Raw genomic sequence first — 19,343 nt, 5'->3', positions numbered from 1 at the left:
GTTGGTCCGGCTGGCACGGTGGAGGTGTTGCATAAATGGGTCCTGTGTGGTCGGGCATCGCCCCACGATGCCCGACCACGGAAGTGAGATCAGATCTCGTCGATGCTTGATGCGGCGTTCGGACGCCGTGACAGGTCGATGCCGAGTTCTTCCGCTGCACGGTATACCTCGTCGTCGTTCTCCTTCATTTCAATGGAGACGCCATCGGAGGAAAGGACTTCCACGTTGAGGCACAGTGACTGCATCTCTTTGAGGAGGACCTTGAATGATTCTGGGATACCGGAGTCAGGGATGTTCTCGCCCTTGACGATTGCTTCGTAGACCTTGACACGTCCTGGAACGTCGTCTGACTTGATCGTGAGCAGTTCCTGGAGTGTGTATGCGGCACCGTATGCTTCGAGCGCCCACACTTCCATTTCTCCGAATCGCTGACCACCGAACTGGGCTTTACCACCGAGTGGCTGCTGCGTAATCATCGAGTAAGGCCCAGTGGAACGAGCGTGGATCTTGTCATCGACGAGGTGGTGCAGCTTCAAGATGTACATGTAACCCACTGAGATGGGCTCGGGGAACGGCTCTCCCGAACGACCATCAAAGAGGCGAGCCTTACCGTCAGCTTGAACCAACTGGTCACCATCGCGTGAGGGAAGCGTCGACTTGAGCAAACCAACAAGCGCTTCTTCTTCTAACCCGTCAAAGACTGGGGTCGCCACGGGGGTTCCTGGAGCCACTTTGTGAGCGAACTCTGGAAGGGTGTCCTTCCAATCCAGATTGCCCTCGGTCACCAAGGAGGTGTCCCATCCGCGGCTTGCGATCCATCCCAGGTGCACTTCGAGAACCTGGCCAACGTTCATACGTCCTGGAACACCCATGGGGTTCAAGATGACGTCAACAGCGGTTCCGTCCTCAAGGAATGGCATGTCCTCTACTGGAAGGATGGTCGAGATGACACCCTTGTTTCCGTGACGACCGGCAAGCTTGTCACCGGCAGTGATTTTACGGCGCTGTGCGATGTACACACGAACGAGCTCGTTCACTCCAGCTGGCAGCTCGTCACCGTCTTCACGGTTGAAGGTGCGGATGGCGATCACTGTGCCGGATTCACCGTGTGGAACCTTCAACGAGGTGTCGCGAACTTCACGAGCTTTTTCACCGAAGATTGCACGGAGCAGACGCTCTTCTGGGGTGAGTTCAGTTTCACCCTTCGGTGTCACTTTACCGACGAGGATGTCACCGGAGGTAACCTCAGCACCGATGCGGATGATCCCGCGTTCGTCAAGGTCGGCGAGGACGTCTTCGGAGACGTTCGGGATGTCTCGTGTGATTTCCTCTGGACCAAGCTTGGTGTCACGCGCATCGATTTCGTGTTCTTCGATGTGAATGGATGACAGGACATCGTCCTGGACAAGACGCTGAGACAGGATGATCGCGTCTTCGAAGTTGTGCCCTTCCCATGACATGAACGCCACGAGGAGGTTTCGCCCGAGTGCCAGTTCACCACCATCGGTTGCTGGACCATCAGCAAGGACTGTTCCCACTTCAACGCGTTCGTCTTGGACGGCAACTACTCGTTGGTTGTAGGACGTTCCTTGGTTGGAGCGCCGGAACTTGGAGACGCGGTATGACGTTGTGGTTCCGTCATCGTTGGCAACAACGATGAGATCAGCAGACACTTCAGTGACGACACCGGGCTTTGTTGCCACGATGACGTCTCCGGCGTCCACTGCTGCACGCCATTCCATACCAGTTCCCACGTAGGGAGCTTCACTACGCACGAGCGGCACAGCCTGGCGTTGCATGTTCGCGCCCATGAGCGCACGGTTCGCATCGTCGTGCTCAAGGAACGGAATCAGCGCAGTAGCGACAGACACCATCTGGCGTGGGGAGACGTCCATGTAGTCCACGGCCGCTGCAAGGACGTCGTCGGTTTCGCCACCCTTGGTACGGACGAGAACTCGGTCCTGAGCGAATGAGCCGTCCTCATTGAGAGGAGTGTTTGCCTGGGCAATGACGTAGCGGTCTTCGTCGTCAGCGGTGAGGTAGACGAGTTCCTCAGTGACACGACCGTTCTCCACCTTGCGGTAAGGCGTCTCAATGAACCCGAACGGGTTGATGCGACCAAAGGAGGCAAGCGAACCAATCAGACCAATGTTGGGGCCTTCTGGTGTCTCGATGGGGCACATGCGGCCATAGTGGGATGGGTGAACATCTCGCACTTCCATGCCTGCCCGGTCACGAGACAAACCACCTGGACCAAGCGCTGACAGGCGGCGCTTGTGGGTCAAACCGGCGAGCGGGTTGTTCTGGTCCATGAACTGCGACAACTGAGAGGTTCCGAAGAACTCCTTGATCGCTGCTACGACTGGTCTGATGTTGATGAGTGTTTGTGGTGCGATCGCTTCAACGTCTTGCGTTGTCATCCGTTCCCGCACGACACGTTCCATGCGGGAAAGACCCGTACGGATTTGGTTTTGGATCAACTCGCCAACAGCGCGAATGCGACGGTTACCGAAGTGGTCAATGTCGTCAGTTTCAACGCGAATATCGGTTGCTTGACCGTCAATGTCGACACTCATTGAGTTCTTGTCTGCGTGCAGTGCAGCAAGGTACTTGATCGTTGCAATGATGTCGTCCAAGCTCAAAACAGCCTGGTCGATGGCTGCGTCAACACCGATCTTCTTGTTGAGCTTGTAGCGGCCAACCTTGGCGAGGTCGTAACGCTTTGGCTTGAAGTAAAAGTTCTCCAGCAGGTTACGTCCAGCCTCAACTGTGGGTGGCTCACCTGGACGGATTTTACGGTAGAGGTCGACGAGAGCCTCTTCTTCGGTGTGCACTGAGTCCTTTTCGAGAACGTCAAGGACAACAGGGAATTCAGCGAAGGTTTCCCGGATTTCCGACTCGGACATGCCAAGCGCCTTCAGGAGAACAGTCACTGATTGCTTACGTTTGCGGTCAACGCGCACACCGACAGCGTCACGCTTGTCGATTTCAAACTCAAGCCATGCACCGCGCGAGGGGATGATCTTCGCGGAGAGAATGTCTTTGTCGCTGGTTTTATCCGGTGTCCGTTCAAAGTAGACACCTGGCGAACGCACCAACTGGGACACAACGACACGCTCGGTCCCGTTGATGATGAAGGTGCCTCGTTCGGTCATGAGTGGGAAGTCACCCATGAAGACGGTTTGGCTCTTGATTTCACCCGTGTTGTAGTTGAAGAACTCTGCTGTCACAAACAGCGGAGCTGCGTAGGTGAAGTCTTTGTCTTTACACTCGTCAGCGGTGTGTTTTGGTGGCTCGAAGCGGTAGTTCGAGAACGACAAGGACATCGTTTGACCGAAGTCTTCGATGGGAGAGATCTCTTGGAAGACCTCTTCCAACCCTGACGTTTCGGGCACGTCTTTGCGTCCCGCTGCTTTGGCAGCGTCGACGCGGGCGCGCCACCGGTCATGCCCGATGAGCCAGTCGAAACTATCAACTTGCAGACCGAGGAGGTCTGGTACCTCGAGTGGTTCGTAAATCTTTGCGAATGAGACACGTCGTGACGCGGTGCGCGTGGCGATGGCGTCGGCGGTCGGAGCAGAAGGGGTGCGCGAGGCAGCCAAGAGGGGTCCTTCCCTGCGGTTCGTGTGCACGCTACTGTGCCAACGTAGGTCACCCCATAAGCGTGTGCTGTCAGCCTATGAGGTCCACATACCAAGACCCCCCGAGGAGGCCCTTGGTGAGTTCTTTCCATCGCTTTCTCCGACACTATTCGGCAGGATCATGCTGATAGAAAGGTACTCGATGTGAAGCCGTGCAGTGACAGAGAGCCCCCGCACGGGCATACGTTAGCGCAAACCGTTAGCATACCCGAAGACGCCAAATAGGCGCAAGCATTGTCGGGCATGTCACGTCTTAACCCGTTGAGCGACTCACCCGCGGTACTGCGGCGTGGAACGGATTGTTATTGATCTGACGACGAAGCGACCCGCATCCAGTGCTGGATGCGGGTCGCCCAGTCAGCTTGATCGGTGCATGAGATTCATACACCACCCCACATGGGGCGTGAGATCACTTGAGGGTAACAGTTGCGCCTGCGCCCTCGAGAGCTGCCTTTGCCTTCTCAGCAGCTTCCTTGTCAACAGGGGCGTCGAAGACAGCCTTAGGAGCACCGTCGACGAGGTCCTTAGCTTCCTTGAGGCCGAGGCTGGTCAGGGCACGGATTTCCTTGATGACCTGGATCTTCTTGTCACCAGCAGCTTCGAGGATAACCTCGAACTCGTCCTTCTCTTCTGCAGCAGCAGCTTCGCCGCCAGCTGGAGCGGCAACGGCTACAGCAGCAGGAGCGGCAGCGGTGACGTCGAAGGTTTCTTCGAAGACCTTGACGAACTCAGAGAGTTCGATGAGGGTGAGTTCCTTGAACGCTTCGATGAGCTCTTCGGTGGTGAGCTTCGCCATGATAGGCAATCCTTTCGATCAATCCTGCGTGAAGCAGAGTCTGTAATGATGCAGTGCGGAGCGATCTGTCGATCAGGCTGCGTCTGCCGATGCCTGCTTCTCGCGCAGGGCCTCGATGGTGCGAACAGCCTTGGAGGGGGCTGCTTGGAACACGTAAGCTGCCTTTGCGATGGCGGCCTTGACGGCGCCAGCGGTCTTGGCGAGCAGTACCTCGCGAGACTCGAGGTCTGCGAGCTTGGTGATCTCCTCAGCGGTCAGCGGGCGCCCGTCGAGGACACCTGCCTTGATAACGAGCTGGGAGTTAGCCTTGGCGAAGTCACGCAGGCCTTTGGCGGCCTCCACTGGGTCTCCAGTGACAAATGCAATAGCGGTGGGGCCGTTGAGGTCCGCGTCGAGTCCCTCGACACCTGCCTCTTTGGCCGCGATGCCAGCGAGCGTGTTCTTCACCACGGCGTAGGATGCGTTGCCGCGGAGCGACCGACGAAGCTCTTGGAGCTGCGTAACGGTGAGTCCGCGGTACTCGGTCAATACCGCTGCGTTGGAGGTGCGGAAGAGTTCCGCGACTTCCTCGACTGCGGCTGCCTTGTCCGGCCTCGCCATGGCAATCCTTCCGATTCGGTGCCGCTGTGCCGTGCTGGAGGTTCCAGCTCCCATCATCACAGGCAAAGAAAAAACCCCATGCGCAGGCATGAGGTCATACGATGAATTCATCGTGATGTCGTCACCTGCGCGGGCCCCTGTGCGGACTTCGGCTCGATGCATAGATCGAGCAACCAGCGGTCTTTGGTACACACCTACTGTAGGTGAGAGTCCTGCTTTTAGGCAATGATCATTGTTGACGACTACGTCACATCAGCTATCCCGGACACAGCGAAGGCCGGGAAGCGGGCTTTCGCCATTCCCGGCCTTCACGGTGACCTGCGTGGGTGCCCCGCGTGACACGTGGAGCACCCATGACGCTATGAGGTGAGAATCAGTTCTCTTCAAGCAGCTTTGTGGTCTTTGACTGGTCCACAGGAATACCGGGGCCCATTGTCGTGGTGAGGGTTGCTTTCGTGATGTAGCGACCCTTTGACGACGATGGCTTCAATCGGAGAACCTCGTCGATTGCAGCTGCGTAGTTCTCCACAAGTTGCTCTTCGGAGAATGAAGCCTTCCCGATGATGAAGTGGAGGTTGGAGTGCTTGTCAACACGGAACTCGATCTTTCCGCCCTTGATGTCATTGACTGCTTTTGCGACATCCATGGTGACTGTGCCGGTCTTTGGGTTTGGCATGAGCCCGCGTGGACCCAGGACTCGGCCCAAGCGACCCACTTTCCCCATGAGGTCAGGGGTTGCAACTGCAGCGTCGAAGTCGGTGAATCCGTCAGCGACCTGCTGGATGAGTTCGTCACCACCGACGATGTCGGCGCCGGCTTCGCGTGCTTGTTCAGCACGGTCACCGGTGGCGAAGACCAGGACCCGAGCGGTCTTCCCAGTTCCGTGGGGAAGGATCACGGTTCCGCGGACCATTTGGTCTGCTTTTCGTGGGTCCACACCCAAGCGGAATACAACCTCAACGGTGGCGTCGAACTTGGTGTTTGCTGTCTCTTTTGCGAGACGTACTGCTTCAAGTGGGCTGTACAGTGCGGAGCGGTCAATCTTTTCCGCTGCCTTGGTGTAAGCCTTGCTGCGCGTTGCCATCTGCTATCTCCTTCGAGCAGTTGTGGTGCGGATCCGCGCGGATCCTACCACTGGGCGTCAAGCCCGGAATGATGTGGTCAGTCTTGAACGGTGATACCCATGGAACGTGCTGTTCCAGCGATGATTTTCGCTGCGGCGTCGACGTCGTTCGCGTTGAGGTCTTCGAGTTTCGTTTGGGCGATCTCGCGCACCTGGTCCATGGTCAGCGACCCAACCTTGGTGGTGTGGGGAACGCCTGAACCCTTGTCCACGCCTGCAGCCTTCTTAATGAGCTGAGCAGCTGGTGGGGTTTTGGTGATGAAGGTGAACGAACGGTCTTCGTAGACGGTGATTTCTACAGGGATGACGTTGCCGCGTTGTGATTCGGTGGCAGCGTTGTACGCCTTGCAGAACTCCATGATGTTGACGCCGTGCTGACCGAGCGCGGGGCCGATCGGTGGTGCAGGCGTTGCTGCACCGGCGTTGATCTGGAGCTTGATGAGTCCAGCGACTTTCTTCTTGGGAGGCATTTCGGGTCCTTCTGATTGACAGTGCTTTGGTGCCGGTGTCTCCGGCACCCAGGTCTGGGCTTGTCCGAGTCAACCGCACGATGCCCGCCTCCCAGTGGGGGTAGGCGGGCCTGCGTGGTTCGTCGGGTTACTCAGATCTTGGCGACCTGGTTGAAGCCCAGTTCGACCGGTGTCTCCCGGCCGAAAATCGAAACCAACACCTTGAGCTTTTGGGCTTCAATGTTGATTTCGGAAATCGTTGCAGGCAAGGTTTCGAAAGGCCCATCGGTCACGGTGACAGATTCACCAACAGTGAAGTCGACGGTGACAGCGGCTGGTTTTGCCTTGCTCTTCTTCTTTGGCGACTCCCCTTGTTGCAGCGTGGGTGCAAGCATGGAGAACACTTCGTCGCGAGTGAGGGGAACGGGCTGGTGGGTGTTTCCGACGAATCCGGTGACACCAGGTGTGTGACGCACCGTTCCCCACGATTCATCGGTGAGGTCCATGCGGACGAGAACGTAACCGGGGATGCGCACGCGGCGAACAATTTTCTTTTGTGCGTTTTTGATTTCCGCAACTTCCTCCATGGGAACCTCAATTTGGAAGATGTAGTCCTCCATGTTGAGGCTTTGGATACGAGTACCGAGGTTAGACTTCACCCGGTTTTCGTATCCAGCGTAGGAGTGGATCACGTACCACTGCCCGGGAAGTGCGTCGAGCTCACGACGAAAGACCTCGAGGGGGTCTTCTTCGGTCGGGGTCTCGCTGTCATCCGCATCATCACTGTCACCGTCACCGGTTTCCGCATCAGGTTTAGCGATATCGGTGGGTTCATTGTCAGTGGGGTCACTGTCGTTGACCGAGGTGGCCGCGTCGTCTACAAGGGAGTCCTCGGATACGGTGAGGTCGCTGCCATCTGCGACGATGGGAGCGTCAGTGTTCTCCTCTGTCGTTTCGTACGACTCCTGAGACACGTGCGAACCTGCTTTCTCAAGTCTACTGATGAGTGTTCCGCGGGCATGCGGAGGCTGCAGAAAACCTGCAACTCACTATTGTTCCATTAGTTGCGTGCTTTAGGCCAACCTTTGGCAGCAAATGTGATGAGAGCCAAAGGCAAGCTGTGATGTGTGAGTGTCAGCCGAAGATGACGTCGGCACCCATTTTGAAGATCCAGTCGAGAACCAGAACCATTGCCATGACGACGATCACAAACACAATGACGGTCACAACATAGCGTCCGTACTGTTTACGGGTAGGGGTCACAACCTTTTTCAGTTCGGCGATGACCTGACGGACGAAACGGCCCGTCCGTGTGAAAATGTTTGGCTTTTTCTTGGTGCGGTTGCTCGCCTTTGCGGACCCCGACGACCCCTGTGGGGTGCGCGTGGCGTCGCCGTTGACTGCGTCTGACGCTGAATCGCTCACTTGTTTCTTCCCAACGTTGTTTCTGAGTCTCGGTTCCACGAGGCGGGTGGCACCGTGACTGAAGCGCAGGGTAGACAGGACTCGAACCTGCAACCTGCGGTTTTGGAGACCGCTGCGCTACCAATTGCGCCACTACCCTGTGACCGTGTGGTCACGGTGGTGCGTGACGGGGTGTCACACATCAGCGCACAGTCTACAAGGATGTGGCGCTGGTCCCTAATCATAGGTGGGTTGTGGGGAAAAAGAGAACCACCCATGATCTTCATGGGTGGTTCGTTGGCAGGGTAGACAGGACTCGAACCTGCAACCTGCGGTTTTGGAGACCGCTGCGCTACCAATTGCGCCACTACCCTACTGCGATCAATACGATGTCTTGCTCGCCTCGAACATCTTACGCGATGGTGCGGACAAAGTGTTAATCGCGGTTGTCTCAGCTGTTAGCGGGAACGCTGAGGTTTATGAGCGGCTGGGAACAGCGGTGAGTGCGCTGGTGATGTCGCGGGCCCAGGCGCGCACTGCGTTCATGTCTCGGGAATCTCCGTACTTCCCTCGTGCCGCCATGATTGCTGCGCGCTCTGCGAGTGAGAGTTGGAGGACGTCGAGTTTCCCGGGGAAGTGTCGATGTCCTTCTACTTGGAGTTGCTGCATTCGAGCAAGGAGCGCGGGGGCGTTGTTCGCGTCTTTGCTGGGTTGGTTGGCTAACCCAGAGGAGAAGAGCCAGGTGCGGCGTTCTCGTAACGCTTCGGCGTGTCGGTCGGCGAAGTCTTTGGCGTCGCCGAGCCATTGTCCGACGTAGATTGCGGACCCAAGGATGACGGCGTCGTATCCGTCAAGGTTGATGACATCTCGTGGTTCACGTTCGATCGCGTCGATACCTGTGGCGCGAATTGTGGCGGCAATTTCGGCAGCGATCTCACGTGTTGATCCGTGTCGTGATGCTGCGGTGACGAGTACTCGCATGATCCCCCTCCGTGGTGTGTGCGGTGTTTGTCTTTAAGTGTTTCTGACAGGTGGCCGTTCTTCGTGGGCCGGAGGTCCCGAGGTGTTGCGGGTGCTGGTGGGCTCGCTCACGTGGGAGACTGCGGTCATGCGTGATCTGCGTTTGCTTCCAAAAGCTCATCTTCATCTTCATTTCACTGGGTCGATGCGTCCAAGCACGGTGGCTGAGTTGGCTGCTGTGTATGGCATTCGTCTACCGGAGGGGGTGACAAGTTCGCAGCAGTGGCGGTTGCCGGCCACGTCACGTGGGTGGTTTCGGTTTCAGCGGCTTTACGATGCGGCTCGTGCGTGTGTGCGCGGTGAGGCGGATATGCGTCGGGTAGTGCGGGAGATGGTGGAGGATGATGCCGCGGAAGGGTCGTGGCGGCTTGAGTTTCAGGTGGATCCGACCTCGTATGCACCGTTTGTGGGTGGGATCACTCCGGCGCTGGAGATCGTCCTTGATGAGGCCAAGATTGCTGCACGTCAGTGGGGGGTGTCGGTGGGAGTTGTGGTGGCGTCATCGCGGATGCGACATCCGTTGGAGGCTCGGACGTTGGCTCGTCTTGCGGCCCGGTATGCCGGTGATGGGGATGGCGAGGTGATGGGGTTTGGGTTATCGAATGACGAGCGTCGTGGTCGAACGAGTGAGTTTGAGCATGCGTTCCGCCTGGCCCGTCGCGCTGGTTTGGCGTCTGTTCCTCATGGTGGTGAGTTGTTGGGGGCTGACCATGTGGAGGTGGTGGTGTCGCAGTTGGCTCCGAACCGGTTGGGTCATGGGGTGCGGGCGGTTGAGGACCGGCGGGTCTTAGATGAGTTAGTTCGAAGTGGCATTGCGTTGGAGGTGAATCCTGCATCGAATGTCAGTTTGGGTGTGTATAACAGCGATGAGGATGTACCGTTGGCGTCGTTGATTGATGCGGGGGCAACGATCGCGTTAGGTGCGGATGACCCGTTGTTGTTTAAGTCCCGCCTGGTTGCGCAGTATGAGTCAGCTCGGATGGTCCATGGCTTGAGTGATGAGCAGCTTGCTCATCTTGCTCGCTCGTCTTTTGATGCATCGTTTGCGCCGCCTGCTGTCCGCGAGCGTGCTGTTGCTGAAATTGACGCGTGGCTTGCCCGTGGAGCGTGAGTACAACGATGCGCCCCGTGGCCGGTGATGGTGGGGCGCATCGGCAGGTGTGGGGTGGAGGGCGTTACGCGGCGAGGGCTTGGGCGAGGAGTTGTTCGGCTCCTTCGCGGCTTTCGGCCGCGCAGATGAAGCCGGCTTTGTGGCAGAAAACGGCGTCGGTCACTCCGGTGACGGCGGCGAGGTCGGAGCCGTTGAGTCCACGCCATGCGGCGGGGAGGTCTTTGCGGTTAGCGAATTGAGCGAGGTCGGGTCGGACTGCCTGTATGGTCCAGTTCCCGGTTGCTCCTGGGTAGACGGTGTAGAGAAGTTCCGGCTGTTTAGTGGCTATTGCACCGTGAGGGACGTATCGCTCAAGGATGACGTAGCGGCGGTCAGGGCTTGCCGCATACTGTGTGGTGAAGTACTCCTCGGCAGCGATGACGGCGCCGTATTTGGCCCGGAGACGGTGGAGGACAGTTCGGGCGAGCTCAACGGCACCAGTGAACTGAGTGTCGAAGTCTTCATCCTCGGTGATGGGGTTGAACAGACCAAGGTATTCCGACAGGTCAAAAGGTCGAATTTTGTAGTCGGTGAGGGTGTAAAGATCTTGGCCGTTGTCCACAGCGTCGATAGCAGTGACGAGTCGGGTGTCAATTTTCTGCCAAATGTCGTCATTGTTGCACCAGGTGCGCCCGTAATCCTGCCACAGCAACCCAAATGCTGAGTAGAGAATGCCACTGGGCCTGGCCCCAGAGGATTGCTGGTGGTGGTCGTAGCGGTGCGTGGTGGGGTCGTAAACCCCACCAACATCAAGAACGATGTCTGCGGTGTCGAGCATCTGTGGATCCCGGGTACGCACGATTGTGGCATCCGGGTACAGGTCTGTGAGGAGGGCAACGCCGAAGACGTCGTCAGCATGGAATTTTCCGTTGTGGGTCGCAATAATCACGTCCCCACTCTACGTTGTTCCGTTCACTGCACCCGCGGCTCAGAAGAACTGTACGTTCACCACCACGATGGTGTGGTGTCCTAAGGCATATCCTTGAGGAAGGCGCGAATCGCGTCGAGTGCTTCGTCGTCGCTGGCACCGGCCTCACGTGCGATCGCCACATACGCTTTGGCGTGGTGGGCAAGTGCAACCTCTTTACTCACAGCACGCGCAGACACACGCGTACCAGCACGCCCTTGGGTGACAACGTAGCCTTCATCTTCGAGTGCTCGATAACTACGGGCAACCGTGTTAACTGCCAACCCCAGTTCCTGCGCCAGCGTACGGATAGGGGGGAGTTTTTCTCCCACTGGCAGCTGCCCGCGGGAAATCTGGTCAATGATCTGGCGTTTGATTTGGGTGAAGGGGGGTGTGCCAGACGTCAGGTCAAGATGGATCATGACGGTGCGCTCCTTGGTCGATCGCTTGTGGCTCGATAAATCCATTGTCTCGTAGCCACTGCGCGATCGCATCAAGATACGCGTGTCGTGCAGCCCGGTTGCTTAATGCAAGGTCATGAACTCCGCCTGGGACACGGACTGTAGTGACTTTGTACCCAACTTTGTCTGCGCGTGCCTGAATGTCCGCAACGTTGAGGACAGTGTCTGCGTGCGCCACAACGTCTGGTGGGTCAGCCCACGATGCGCTCGCATCGCTTGTTGCTAATAACACCGGGACCGACAGGTGTAGTCCGCGCGCGAGGCGGGCGTGCCCAGCCCGGATGGCACGCATCCACCCGGCACGGACAGGTGTCGGTTCAGCCCGCTTAAAGCGGAGGTCAAAGTCCCACTGCCCTCCAGTGGAGTGGTGCAGGAATTCAGTGTAGGGGGACGGGTCGTGAGTCAGGACATAGTCCGTCGCGTACTCCCCCACCGCATGAAGGATGCGGGTGGCGATCACTCGATCAAACCAGGGCCTGTTCAGCTCGAACCACGGGCTATTGAGGATCAAACCGTCCACCCGCGCCCGCCCAGTCGCTGAGTACGCCCACAGCGTGGCAATGAGCCCGCCAGTGGAGTGCCCCATGATGAGGAGTCGCTCCCACCCGCGCTCGGCAATCACCTGCGTTGCCCACGCGAGGTCATTGCCGTACTCGCGCAGTGAATGACAATCATTGCGGGTCTCTTCTGACGTCGTGGAGCGCCCATATCCGTGCAGGTCGAGCGCGAAAAATCCGAGCCCCATCTGCTCAACCTCGGTGGCGAGATGCGTATGGAAGAAATAGTCATTAAACCCATGGAGGTACAACACTGCGGTGGATTGGGTGCTGGGGTGCGCATCGCAAGATGCGGGTGTGGAAGCCAACGTCGTGGTTGATGCGACGAGAGTCGCAATGACACGTTCTCCTCTGATGGGTGGAAGAGCAACCGATGTGCGGCGCCAAGGATCGCCGAGAAGGTCCGGTTCCCACTCCACGGGCTCCCGGGGGCCATGGCCGGTATGCCGAGTCACGCACGGTCCCCGGAGGGGTGTGGGGTGGTGTGTTCCGTGAGCCGTAGCGGCCACACAAGGATCACACCTAGCAACAAAATGAGCACAAGCCCAAGCACACCAAAACGATTGTCACCAAAGAGTGCAACCATCACCCCAAACGCAAGGGGGGCAAGAAAAGACACCACCCGTCCTGTCATGGCATACAACCCAAACAGTTCCCCCTCCATGGTGGGTCGAGCCAGTCGTGACACTGTGGACCGGGACGCCGATTGAGCCGGACCAACAAAGACACACAGGAATAATCCACCCACCCAGAAAACGCCCTGCCCGCTGTCGCTGCCCACAAAGACCGCAAACCCGGATACGATCATGCCGACAAGTGACACGAGGATAACGACCCGCGGGCCCACTGTATCCTCAATAAACCCAAAAATCATGGTGGCGACGCCAGAGACCACATTGGCAGCGATCGCAAACATGATGACCTGCGATGGGGAAAACCCAAAAACTGTCGATGCGATCAGCCCGCCATAGAGAAACACTCCAGCTAACCCGTCTCGGTAGATGGCAGCAGCGATGAGGAACCGCATCGTTGTGCGTTCCTTGCGCCACAAACTGGCGACATCACGAGCTACTTTCACGTACGAGGCACGGATTGTGGGAGGAACACTGACCGGTGCTTGGTGGTGTGGCACAGCAAAGAACACCGGGATCGCCCAGAGGGCAAACCAGACGGCGGCCAGCAGCACAGACAGCCGGACATCCCATCCGCCGTCGGAGGTCACCCCGAAGAGCCCAACATCAGGGTTGATGAACGCTGTGAACACGATGAGTAGCAGGACAATTCCACCCAGATACCCTGCTCCCCACCCGAGGCCCGAAATGCGTCCCCGATTGTGGGGGGTGGAGATCTGGTTGAGCATCGCGTTGTAGTTCACCGACGCCAGCTCAAAGAAGATGTTCCCCAATGACAGGAGTCCCACCCCAATCATGACCTGGTGAGCCTGGTTGGTGGCGTCGGGGTTGATGAGGACAAGCAACGCCGAGAGGACGACAACAACCGTGGTGTTGATTCCAAGCCATAGCCGACGGCGGCCACTGGCGTCAGCCCGGGCACCTAACACCGGTGCGGCGAGCGCGATCGCGACTCCGGCGACGGCGGTTCCCCAGGATAGCCAGGTGGTGTGTTCGGCCATGACCGCTGCGACCTCGGCTGTGGCTTGTGCGTTTCCTTGTGTTTCTTGGGTGACGAGTTCGTCTGGCACAAATGATCGGGAGGTGAGCCAGGTGGTGAACACGAACGTGGTAATGACCGCGTTCCAGGCTGCTGACCCCCAATCCCACAGGGCCCATGCGGCGATAGTTCGGGGGCGGTCGAGGGGACGCCCGGGGGGCGCCGGGCGTGTTGCGGCGGTCGTCATGGCGTCATTGTTACCTATCTGCGTGGACCGTGGGAGTCTGAGAGGTAACAGGAAGATGGCGTCAGTCTTGTGTGATGTCTACCACTGGGATTGTGGTGATGTGGACGGGTTCGGGCTGCAAAGTGATCCCGAATGTGGCGTGGACCTTGGCAATCACGTGGTCTGCTAGAGCGCGGATGTCGGTTGCGGTGGCGGTTCCCCGATTGGTCAGTGCAAGGGTGTGGACGGTGGAGAGCGTTGCTGGGGAGTGATGTCCTGTGAGCCCGTATCCGCGGTGAAGTCCCGCATGGTCGATGAGCCAGGCCGCGGAAGTTTTCACATGGTCGGGGTCGATGGCACCTAGTGATGGTCCAGCGGTGGTTTCAGATTGTGTGGTCCGCACTGGGTAGGTGGGGGCCCCGTGTGGCAGGTTGGCTGCGTCGCTGGCAGCAATGATGGGATTGGTGAAGAAGGAACCAGCACTCCACCTGTTGTAGGAGGGGTCGTGGTGGGCGGTGGTGTCGGTGCTGTTTGTCGATGCGCTGCGCTGGGTATGTGGTGGGCGCCCGGTGGGATCTTCAAGCATGTCTTTGCGGGCACGCAACGCGCGGACCGCATCCGCGACGGTTGTTGTGTTGGCTCTGTCTCCCAGGTCAACACCCAGGTGGGTGGCAAGTTCTTGGTACGCGATGGGGGCGGACCGGGTGCCCAACCGAAATTGGAAGGACACAGCAAGGACGATGTAGCGGGGGCTGGGCCCCCATAGCGGCCCGGTTGTCCGGTCAGTCATGGTGCGTTTGAGCAGTGAGTCGCGGTAGGCGAATGCTAGTTCACCGACTGCAAAAAGTCGTGCCCGGCGTTCCTTGCGATCCCACACCCGTACTGATGAAATGACGTGGGCGACCTCTTGACCGTAGGCTCCGATGTTTTGGACGGGGGCTGCACCGACCGTGCCGGGGATCCCGGCGAGGCATTCGATACCCACCCAGCCCGCGGCAAGCGCATCATCGACGAGGTCATCCCACACGTGTCCGGCGGGCACTGTCACGGTCGCTCCACCACACGAGTCCTGGGACTCAATTGCGACACCGGTGCGGATGTCTCGAACGACAATGCCGGGAAATGGTGCATCCTGCGCAACGATGTTGGACCCACCTCCGATGACAAGGAGTGGGAGCCCTACCGCGTCTGCGTAGGAGATCACGTCAATGAACTCTTGCTCTGTTGTGGTATCCACGTAAGTGTCGATTGGTCCCCCCACGCGCAGTGTGGTGAGGTCAGCGAAGGTTCGCGTTGTCGATGCGCGGTCCAGGACGGCAGGGCGGGTTACGGTCAGATCAGTCACGCCACCAGCCTACCGGGTGGATGCAGCGTGCCCGACCGTGCTGGTGCCTGCCTCACGGCGGCGTGCAACACCGGCCACAAGCACAGACAGGACAGCTGGGACAACGATCACGAGCATCGCCAGGCGATACCCGAAGTGGTCGGCAAGTTCGCCCAGGAGGGGTGGGCCGATAAAGAACGCCGTGTAGCCAATGGTTGCCACCACAGCAACTCGAGCTGGAGCACGGACTGGGTCATCGCTTGCCGCTGACATACCCAGGGGGAATCCCAACGAGGCACCTGCCCCCCACATCGCTGCGCCGATGACTGCAAGCCACAGTGTTGGTGCAAGGGCGTACACCATGAGCCCGACGATAGCGCTGATCCCGCAGGCCCGCAGAACAGCGACACGACCAAAGGTGTCCACCACTGAGGTACCGAGAAAACGGATGATCGTCATGAAAGTCAGGAACACAAACAGTGCAAACGCACCCCAGGATTCGCTGACGTCAAACCCGTCGCTGACTCCCAGCGCAATCCAATCGTTGCCTGCTCCTTCGGTCAGTGCAGCAGCCAAGATGACGACGCCAATCAACCACGTGTGTCGCTCACCCCACGCCTGCCACACGCTTGGTGCGGGGTCTTGGGTGGCAGGTTGGTCACTGTGTTGCGGAACGTCACCCGCAACGGGGATGTCTGTGATTCCATACCCGGCAGGGAGCACTGACCGTGCCGCGAACTGCACCACAACAAACCCGGCAAGAATGGCAGTTCCTACGTGCCATGGCAGCGACACACCAAGCCGAGCGAGGCCTGCACCAACGAGCGCCCCGCCCATTGTTCCTAAGGAAAAGAACCCGTGGAAGCGCGGCATGATCGACCGGCCGATCACTGTTTCCACACGCGCCCCTTCAAGGTTCATCGCGGAGTCCATGACGCCCATTCCGACACCACCAACAAGCAACAGAATTGCTGTCACGACCAGTGGCACGCTGCCCACGGTGGCCGCTGTTCCGCCATACCCAAGGCACATGAGAATGGAGAACCCCACAATGGTTCGCCGCCCGCCAATTCGCTGAACGACCCACCCGGAGACGGGGAGCGCCACAATCGATCCGATCGCACCGACGAGCAGCAGACGGCCCATTTCTGCGGGGGTGAACGCCAGCGCATCACGTACGGCGACAAGACGAGACGCCCACGACGCAAAGACAAATCCCACCACAAAGAAGGTGGTGTATACCGCAATTGTCGCCCGTGAGACGGTGATCTCGCGGGTAGCACTTTGACCTAGAGTCACTCTCTTCACACTTTCTCATCAGGCACGACAGTGTCTTCGCTGCTATGCCGTTGAATCGGTGCCACATTGCGTGACACCGCTACCCCTACCGCAAGGAACACCACAATGAGTGTCAGGGCGAGTCGTGTACCAGTCACTTCGGCAACAAAACCCAACACGGGTGGCGCTGCAAGCGAGGCACTGGATGCGAATGCGGACACCACGGACACCCGCGCTGCCGCCTTGAGCGGGTCATCTGACGCCGCAGAAATTCCTAAGGGTACAGCGAGTGCCGCCCCAGCCCCCCACAGCACAATGCCGAGAACAGCAACACTGAAGTGCGGGGCGACTCCAAACACAATCAGACCTACCATCGACGTCACCCCGGAGACAGACAACACCGCGACGCGACCATAGCGGTCAATCACACGTGTGCCAGCGAGCCGCACAACTGTCATGGATACCAGGAACACTGACAACATCAGTGCTCCCGTTGCTTCTGGTCGGTCAAATCCCGTCACAACAGCAATCGCAAGCCAGTTGTTTGCTGACCCCTCAGACATCGCGGCAGCGAAGATGATGACACCAATCAGCACAGTGCGGGGCTCACGCCAGGCGCCGAGCGCCTGCCCCAACGAAGCTCGCCGTGATCGAAGAAGCACTGCCAGAGTGCGAGGTTGTGTTGGTGTAACGATTCCAGCTCGAACCTCGGCGCGCTCCACCCTACGTTGGCGTGCGGTTCGGGCACGGTCCCAGCGTTCTTCGTCACTCAAGTGCGTGTCCAACACAATGTTGGGGATGAGGACTAGACGAACAACGAGTGTCACCACCGCGGTCACACTCAGTTGCGTGACAAGGGGAACATCCGCGGCAGCGCAGGCAGCACCAATCAGTGCCCCCACGACCGCACCAATCGAATACGCAGCGTGGAAGTGCGGGAGGATCGCGCGCCCCACTCGCCGTTCCACGGCCGCAGTCTCAACGTTTTGCGGAACGTTCGTTAACGCAACAAAGCATCCATTGAGAAAAATTCCCAAGGCGAGGAGCGGGACAGACCCAAGCGTGGGACCAAGCCCTTCGAGAATAAAAGCAACAGAAATGCCCACTGCGCTGATTGTCAAGAGTGTGCGTCCGCCGACCCGAACAACGAGATGTCCAGCGATGGTCACGCAACACAACGAACCGATCGCACCGGCCAGGAACACAACACCCAACTGGGATTCGGTCAGATTGAGAGCTTCTTTGACCGTGGGGAGGCGCCCCAGCCAACTGGAGTACGACAACCCAAGAAGCGCAAACAGCACAATCAGTGACCACCGCGCGCGGGCGATCTGCGCTGCACTATTCGATGACGTCATCAGGGCGGGTGGAGCAGAAATGGTGGTGGCCTTTCGTGCCAGAGAGTGGAAGAATCTGAATTCGAATCGATTCGACTCCTAGACTTCAATAGTCGCCGAACCGATCGGTTCCGTCAATCGAATTCCCCAAAGAAAGCGATGCGATGTCCACCACGAAACCCACACTCTCCACCGTGGCACGCCACGCAGGAGTGTCCATCTCAACCGCATCTCTCGCCTTCTCCAACTCCGGACCCATCGCCGAGGCCACCCGCACAAAAGTACTCCACGCAGCCCGCGAACTCGGCTACACCGGTCCCTCTGCGCTCGGACGACAACTACGATCCGGAAAAACCGGCATCGTGGGGGTTGTCATTGGCGATGCAATACGGCGAGGCTTCCGTGACCCGGTTCTCGTCTCCGCTCTGGACGGGCTCGTCAGACGACTAGGCGAACACGGCCTTGGCGTTCTCCTCATTCCCGCTGACCACCCCACAAACACCACGGCACAGCAACCCCATGATCACGTCCACCCCCTGATCCGTTCTACTGCCATGGACGCAGCGATTCTCCTATGGGGAGGACATGCTCACGACCCGACCTACCACGCCCTGGCCGAACGGCACATCCCGATCATCATTTCTGAAGGTCAGCACGTCGACGGATCTTCCTACATCGAACTGGGAGACCGCGCCGCAATCACAGCGCTGACCCAGCACCTTGTTGATCTTGGACACACACGCATTGCCTGCGTATCACTATCGCTCGGAGATGGACACCATGGGCTCACCCACATCCACGAACTGACCGAACGCTACAATCAGGCACTTACTCACGCCAATAACAACAACTCAAATACCACACCAGCGCATGCTCGCACCCCTCACCTTGCGGGCCGTCCCCCTTATGCTCTCCCCTCGTGGGGCCGTCTGCACGGAATGCTTGACGCAGGGGTCACACCAACCCTGATCTGGGAGGCACAAGCTTCCCTTGTCGAAGAAGGACACCGAGCCGGCGCCGCTTTGCTGGACCCCACCAACTACCCTGACGGTCAACGCCCCACCGCGATCATGGCACACTCAGACCTTCTTGCGGCAGGAGTGCTCCAACAAGCACGTGACATGGGCTTTCGGGTCCCCGAAGACCTTTCCATTACCGGATTTGATGGGGTGCACCTTCCCTGGCTCGCAGGGGAACAACTCACCACTGCACGACAACCACTACCGGGCAAAGGGGAAGCTATCGCACAAGCTGTCCTCGACGTCCTTGACAACAACACTGTCACCAGCCAACACTTACCCGTACCACCAGTGCTTGGCGATACAAGCGGCCCCGTCCCCACCACACTGACGGAGCACAATAAACGCGACCACAACAATTCCACAAAAAACGACACGGCCACATTGTGACCGTGTCGACGCTGTCCTGCAGCGAGACCACATTCCGCAGTGACCGTGGA

At 58.6% G+C, this 19,343-nt stretch carries 17 protein-coding genes and 2 tRNA genes; 2 read left to right on the top strand and 17 right to left on the bottom strand.

Annotated features, from left to right (window positions below):
• Positions 1-89 precede the first annotated feature (89 nt).
• From rpoB to JDEN_RS02865, 10 genes are all read right to left on the bottom strand, one after another.
• Positions 90-3,602, bottom strand: a complete 3,513-nt coding sequence (gene rpoB / locus JDEN_RS02910) for a DNA-directed RNA polymerase subunit beta (protein WP_015770873.1) — start codon at positions 3,600-3,602, stop codon at positions 90-92.
• Between the two features lie 448 nt (positions 3,603-4,050).
• Positions 4,051-4,437 (bottom strand): 50S ribosomal protein L7/L12, encoded by a 387-nt coding sequence (gene rplL / locus JDEN_RS02905; protein ID WP_015770872.1) that lies wholly within the window; start codon positions 4,435-4,437, stop codon positions 4,051-4,053.
• A gap of 72 nt (positions 4,438-4,509) precedes the next feature.
• Complete coding sequence (gene rplJ, locus JDEN_RS02900; RefSeq protein ID WP_041288102.1) at positions 4,510-5,037, bottom strand: 50S ribosomal protein L10; 528 nt, start codon at positions 5,035-5,037, stop codon at positions 4,510-4,512.
• Between the two features lie 373 nt (positions 5,038-5,410).
• A complete protein-coding gene (rplA, locus tag JDEN_RS02895; protein WP_015770870.1) occupies positions 5,411-6,121 on the bottom strand; it encodes a 50S ribosomal protein L1 in 711 nt (236 codons plus the stop codon).
• A 77-nt stretch (positions 6,122-6,198) separates the two neighbouring features.
• Complete coding sequence (gene rplK / locus JDEN_RS02890) at positions 6,199-6,630, bottom strand: 50S ribosomal protein L11 (RefSeq protein ID WP_015770869.1); 432 nt, start codon at positions 6,628-6,630, stop codon at positions 6,199-6,201.
• A gap of 131 nt (positions 6,631-6,761) precedes the next feature.
• Positions 6,762-7,583: a transcription termination/antitermination protein NusG gene (gene nusG / locus JDEN_RS02885; protein WP_015770868.1), complete on the bottom strand. Its 822-nt coding sequence runs from the start codon at positions 7,581-7,583 to the stop codon at positions 6,762-6,764.
• Between the two features lie 160 nt (positions 7,584-7,743).
• Entirely contained in the window at positions 7,744-8,034 is a 291-nt protein-coding gene (secE, locus tag JDEN_RS02880) for a preprotein translocase subunit SecE (protein WP_015770867.1), read from the bottom strand.
• Positions 8,035-8,100: 66 nt separating this feature from the next.
• A tRNA-Trp gene (locus tag JDEN_RS02875) sits at positions 8,101-8,173 on the bottom strand.
• 138 nt (positions 8,174-8,311) lie between these two features.
• Positions 8,312-8,387: transfer RNA gene (locus tag JDEN_RS02870), tRNA-Trp, on the bottom strand.
• Between the two features lie 103 nt (positions 8,388-8,490).
• On the bottom strand, positions 8,491-8,994 hold the full coding sequence (locus JDEN_RS02865; RefSeq protein ID WP_015770866.1) for a flavodoxin domain-containing protein: 504 nt from the start codon (positions 8,992-8,994) through the stop codon (positions 8,491-8,493).
• Positions 8,995-9,121: 127 nt separating this feature from the next.
• On the opposite strand from JDEN_RS02865, the gene JDEN_RS02860 reads away from it, so the two are divergent.
• Positions 9,122-10,144, top strand: coding sequence for an adenosine deaminase (locus JDEN_RS02860; RefSeq protein WP_041288101.1), 1,023 nt, complete (start codon positions 9,122-9,124; stop codon positions 10,142-10,144).
• Positions 10,145-10,208: 64 nt separating this feature from the next.
• Here the strand turns inward: JDEN_RS02860 and JDEN_RS02855 are convergent, their stop codons facing one another.
• The 7 genes from JDEN_RS02855 to JDEN_RS02825 form a co-directional block, all read right to left on the bottom strand.
• A complete protein-coding gene (locus tag JDEN_RS02855) occupies positions 10,209-11,072 on the bottom strand; it encodes an MYG1 family protein (protein ID WP_015770864.1) in 864 nt (287 codons plus the stop codon).
• A gap of 80 nt (positions 11,073-11,152) precedes the next feature.
• Positions 11,153-11,512 carry a GntR family transcriptional regulator gene (locus tag JDEN_RS02850; RefSeq protein ID WP_015770863.1) on the bottom strand — a complete coding sequence of 120 codons (360 nt, stop codon included), beginning with the start codon at positions 11,510-11,512 and terminating at the stop codon, positions 11,153-11,155.
• Complete coding sequence (locus JDEN_RS02845; RefSeq protein WP_015770862.1) at positions 11,499-12,563, bottom strand: alpha/beta hydrolase; 1,065 nt, start codon at positions 12,561-12,563, stop codon at positions 11,499-11,501. The genes JDEN_RS02850 and JDEN_RS02845 overlap by 14 nt, the downstream gene beginning before the upstream one ends.
• On the bottom strand, positions 12,560-13,966 hold the full coding sequence (locus JDEN_RS02840) for an MFS transporter (protein ID WP_015770861.1): 1,407 nt from the start codon (positions 13,964-13,966) through the stop codon (positions 12,560-12,562). The genes JDEN_RS02845 and JDEN_RS02840 overlap by 4 nt, the downstream gene beginning before the upstream one ends.
• A 61-nt stretch (positions 13,967-14,027) precedes the next feature.
• A complete protein-coding gene (locus JDEN_RS02835; protein ID WP_015770860.1) occupies positions 14,028-15,290 on the bottom strand; it encodes a UDP-N-acetylmuramate dehydrogenase in 1,263 nt (420 codons plus the stop codon).
• A gap of 9 nt (positions 15,291-15,299) precedes the next feature.
• Complete coding sequence (locus tag JDEN_RS02830; protein ID WP_015770859.1) at positions 15,300-16,577, bottom strand: MFS transporter; 1,278 nt, start codon at positions 16,575-16,577, stop codon at positions 15,300-15,302.
• Positions 16,574-17,905, bottom strand: a complete 1,332-nt coding sequence (locus JDEN_RS02825; protein ID WP_015770858.1) for an MFS transporter — start codon at positions 17,903-17,905, stop codon at positions 16,574-16,576. Before JDEN_RS02825 ends, JDEN_RS02830 begins: the two co-directional genes overlap by 4 nt.
• Positions 17,906-18,048: 143 nt before the next feature.
• Between JDEN_RS02825 and JDEN_RS02820 the strand changes: the two genes are divergently transcribed.
• On the top strand, positions 18,049-19,293 hold the full coding sequence (locus tag JDEN_RS02820) for a LacI family DNA-binding transcriptional regulator (protein ID WP_015770857.1): 1,245 nt from the start codon (positions 18,049-18,051) through the stop codon (positions 19,291-19,293).
• Positions 19,294-19,343: the final 50 nt, after the last annotated feature.

The sequence above is a fragment of the Jonesia denitrificans DSM 20603 genome, assembly GCF_000024065.1.
Taxonomy (GTDB): domain Bacteria; phylum Actinomycetota; class Actinomycetes; order Actinomycetales; family Cellulomonadaceae; genus Jonesia; species Jonesia denitrificans.
This window is presented reverse-complemented; position numbering and strand designations above follow the sequence as displayed.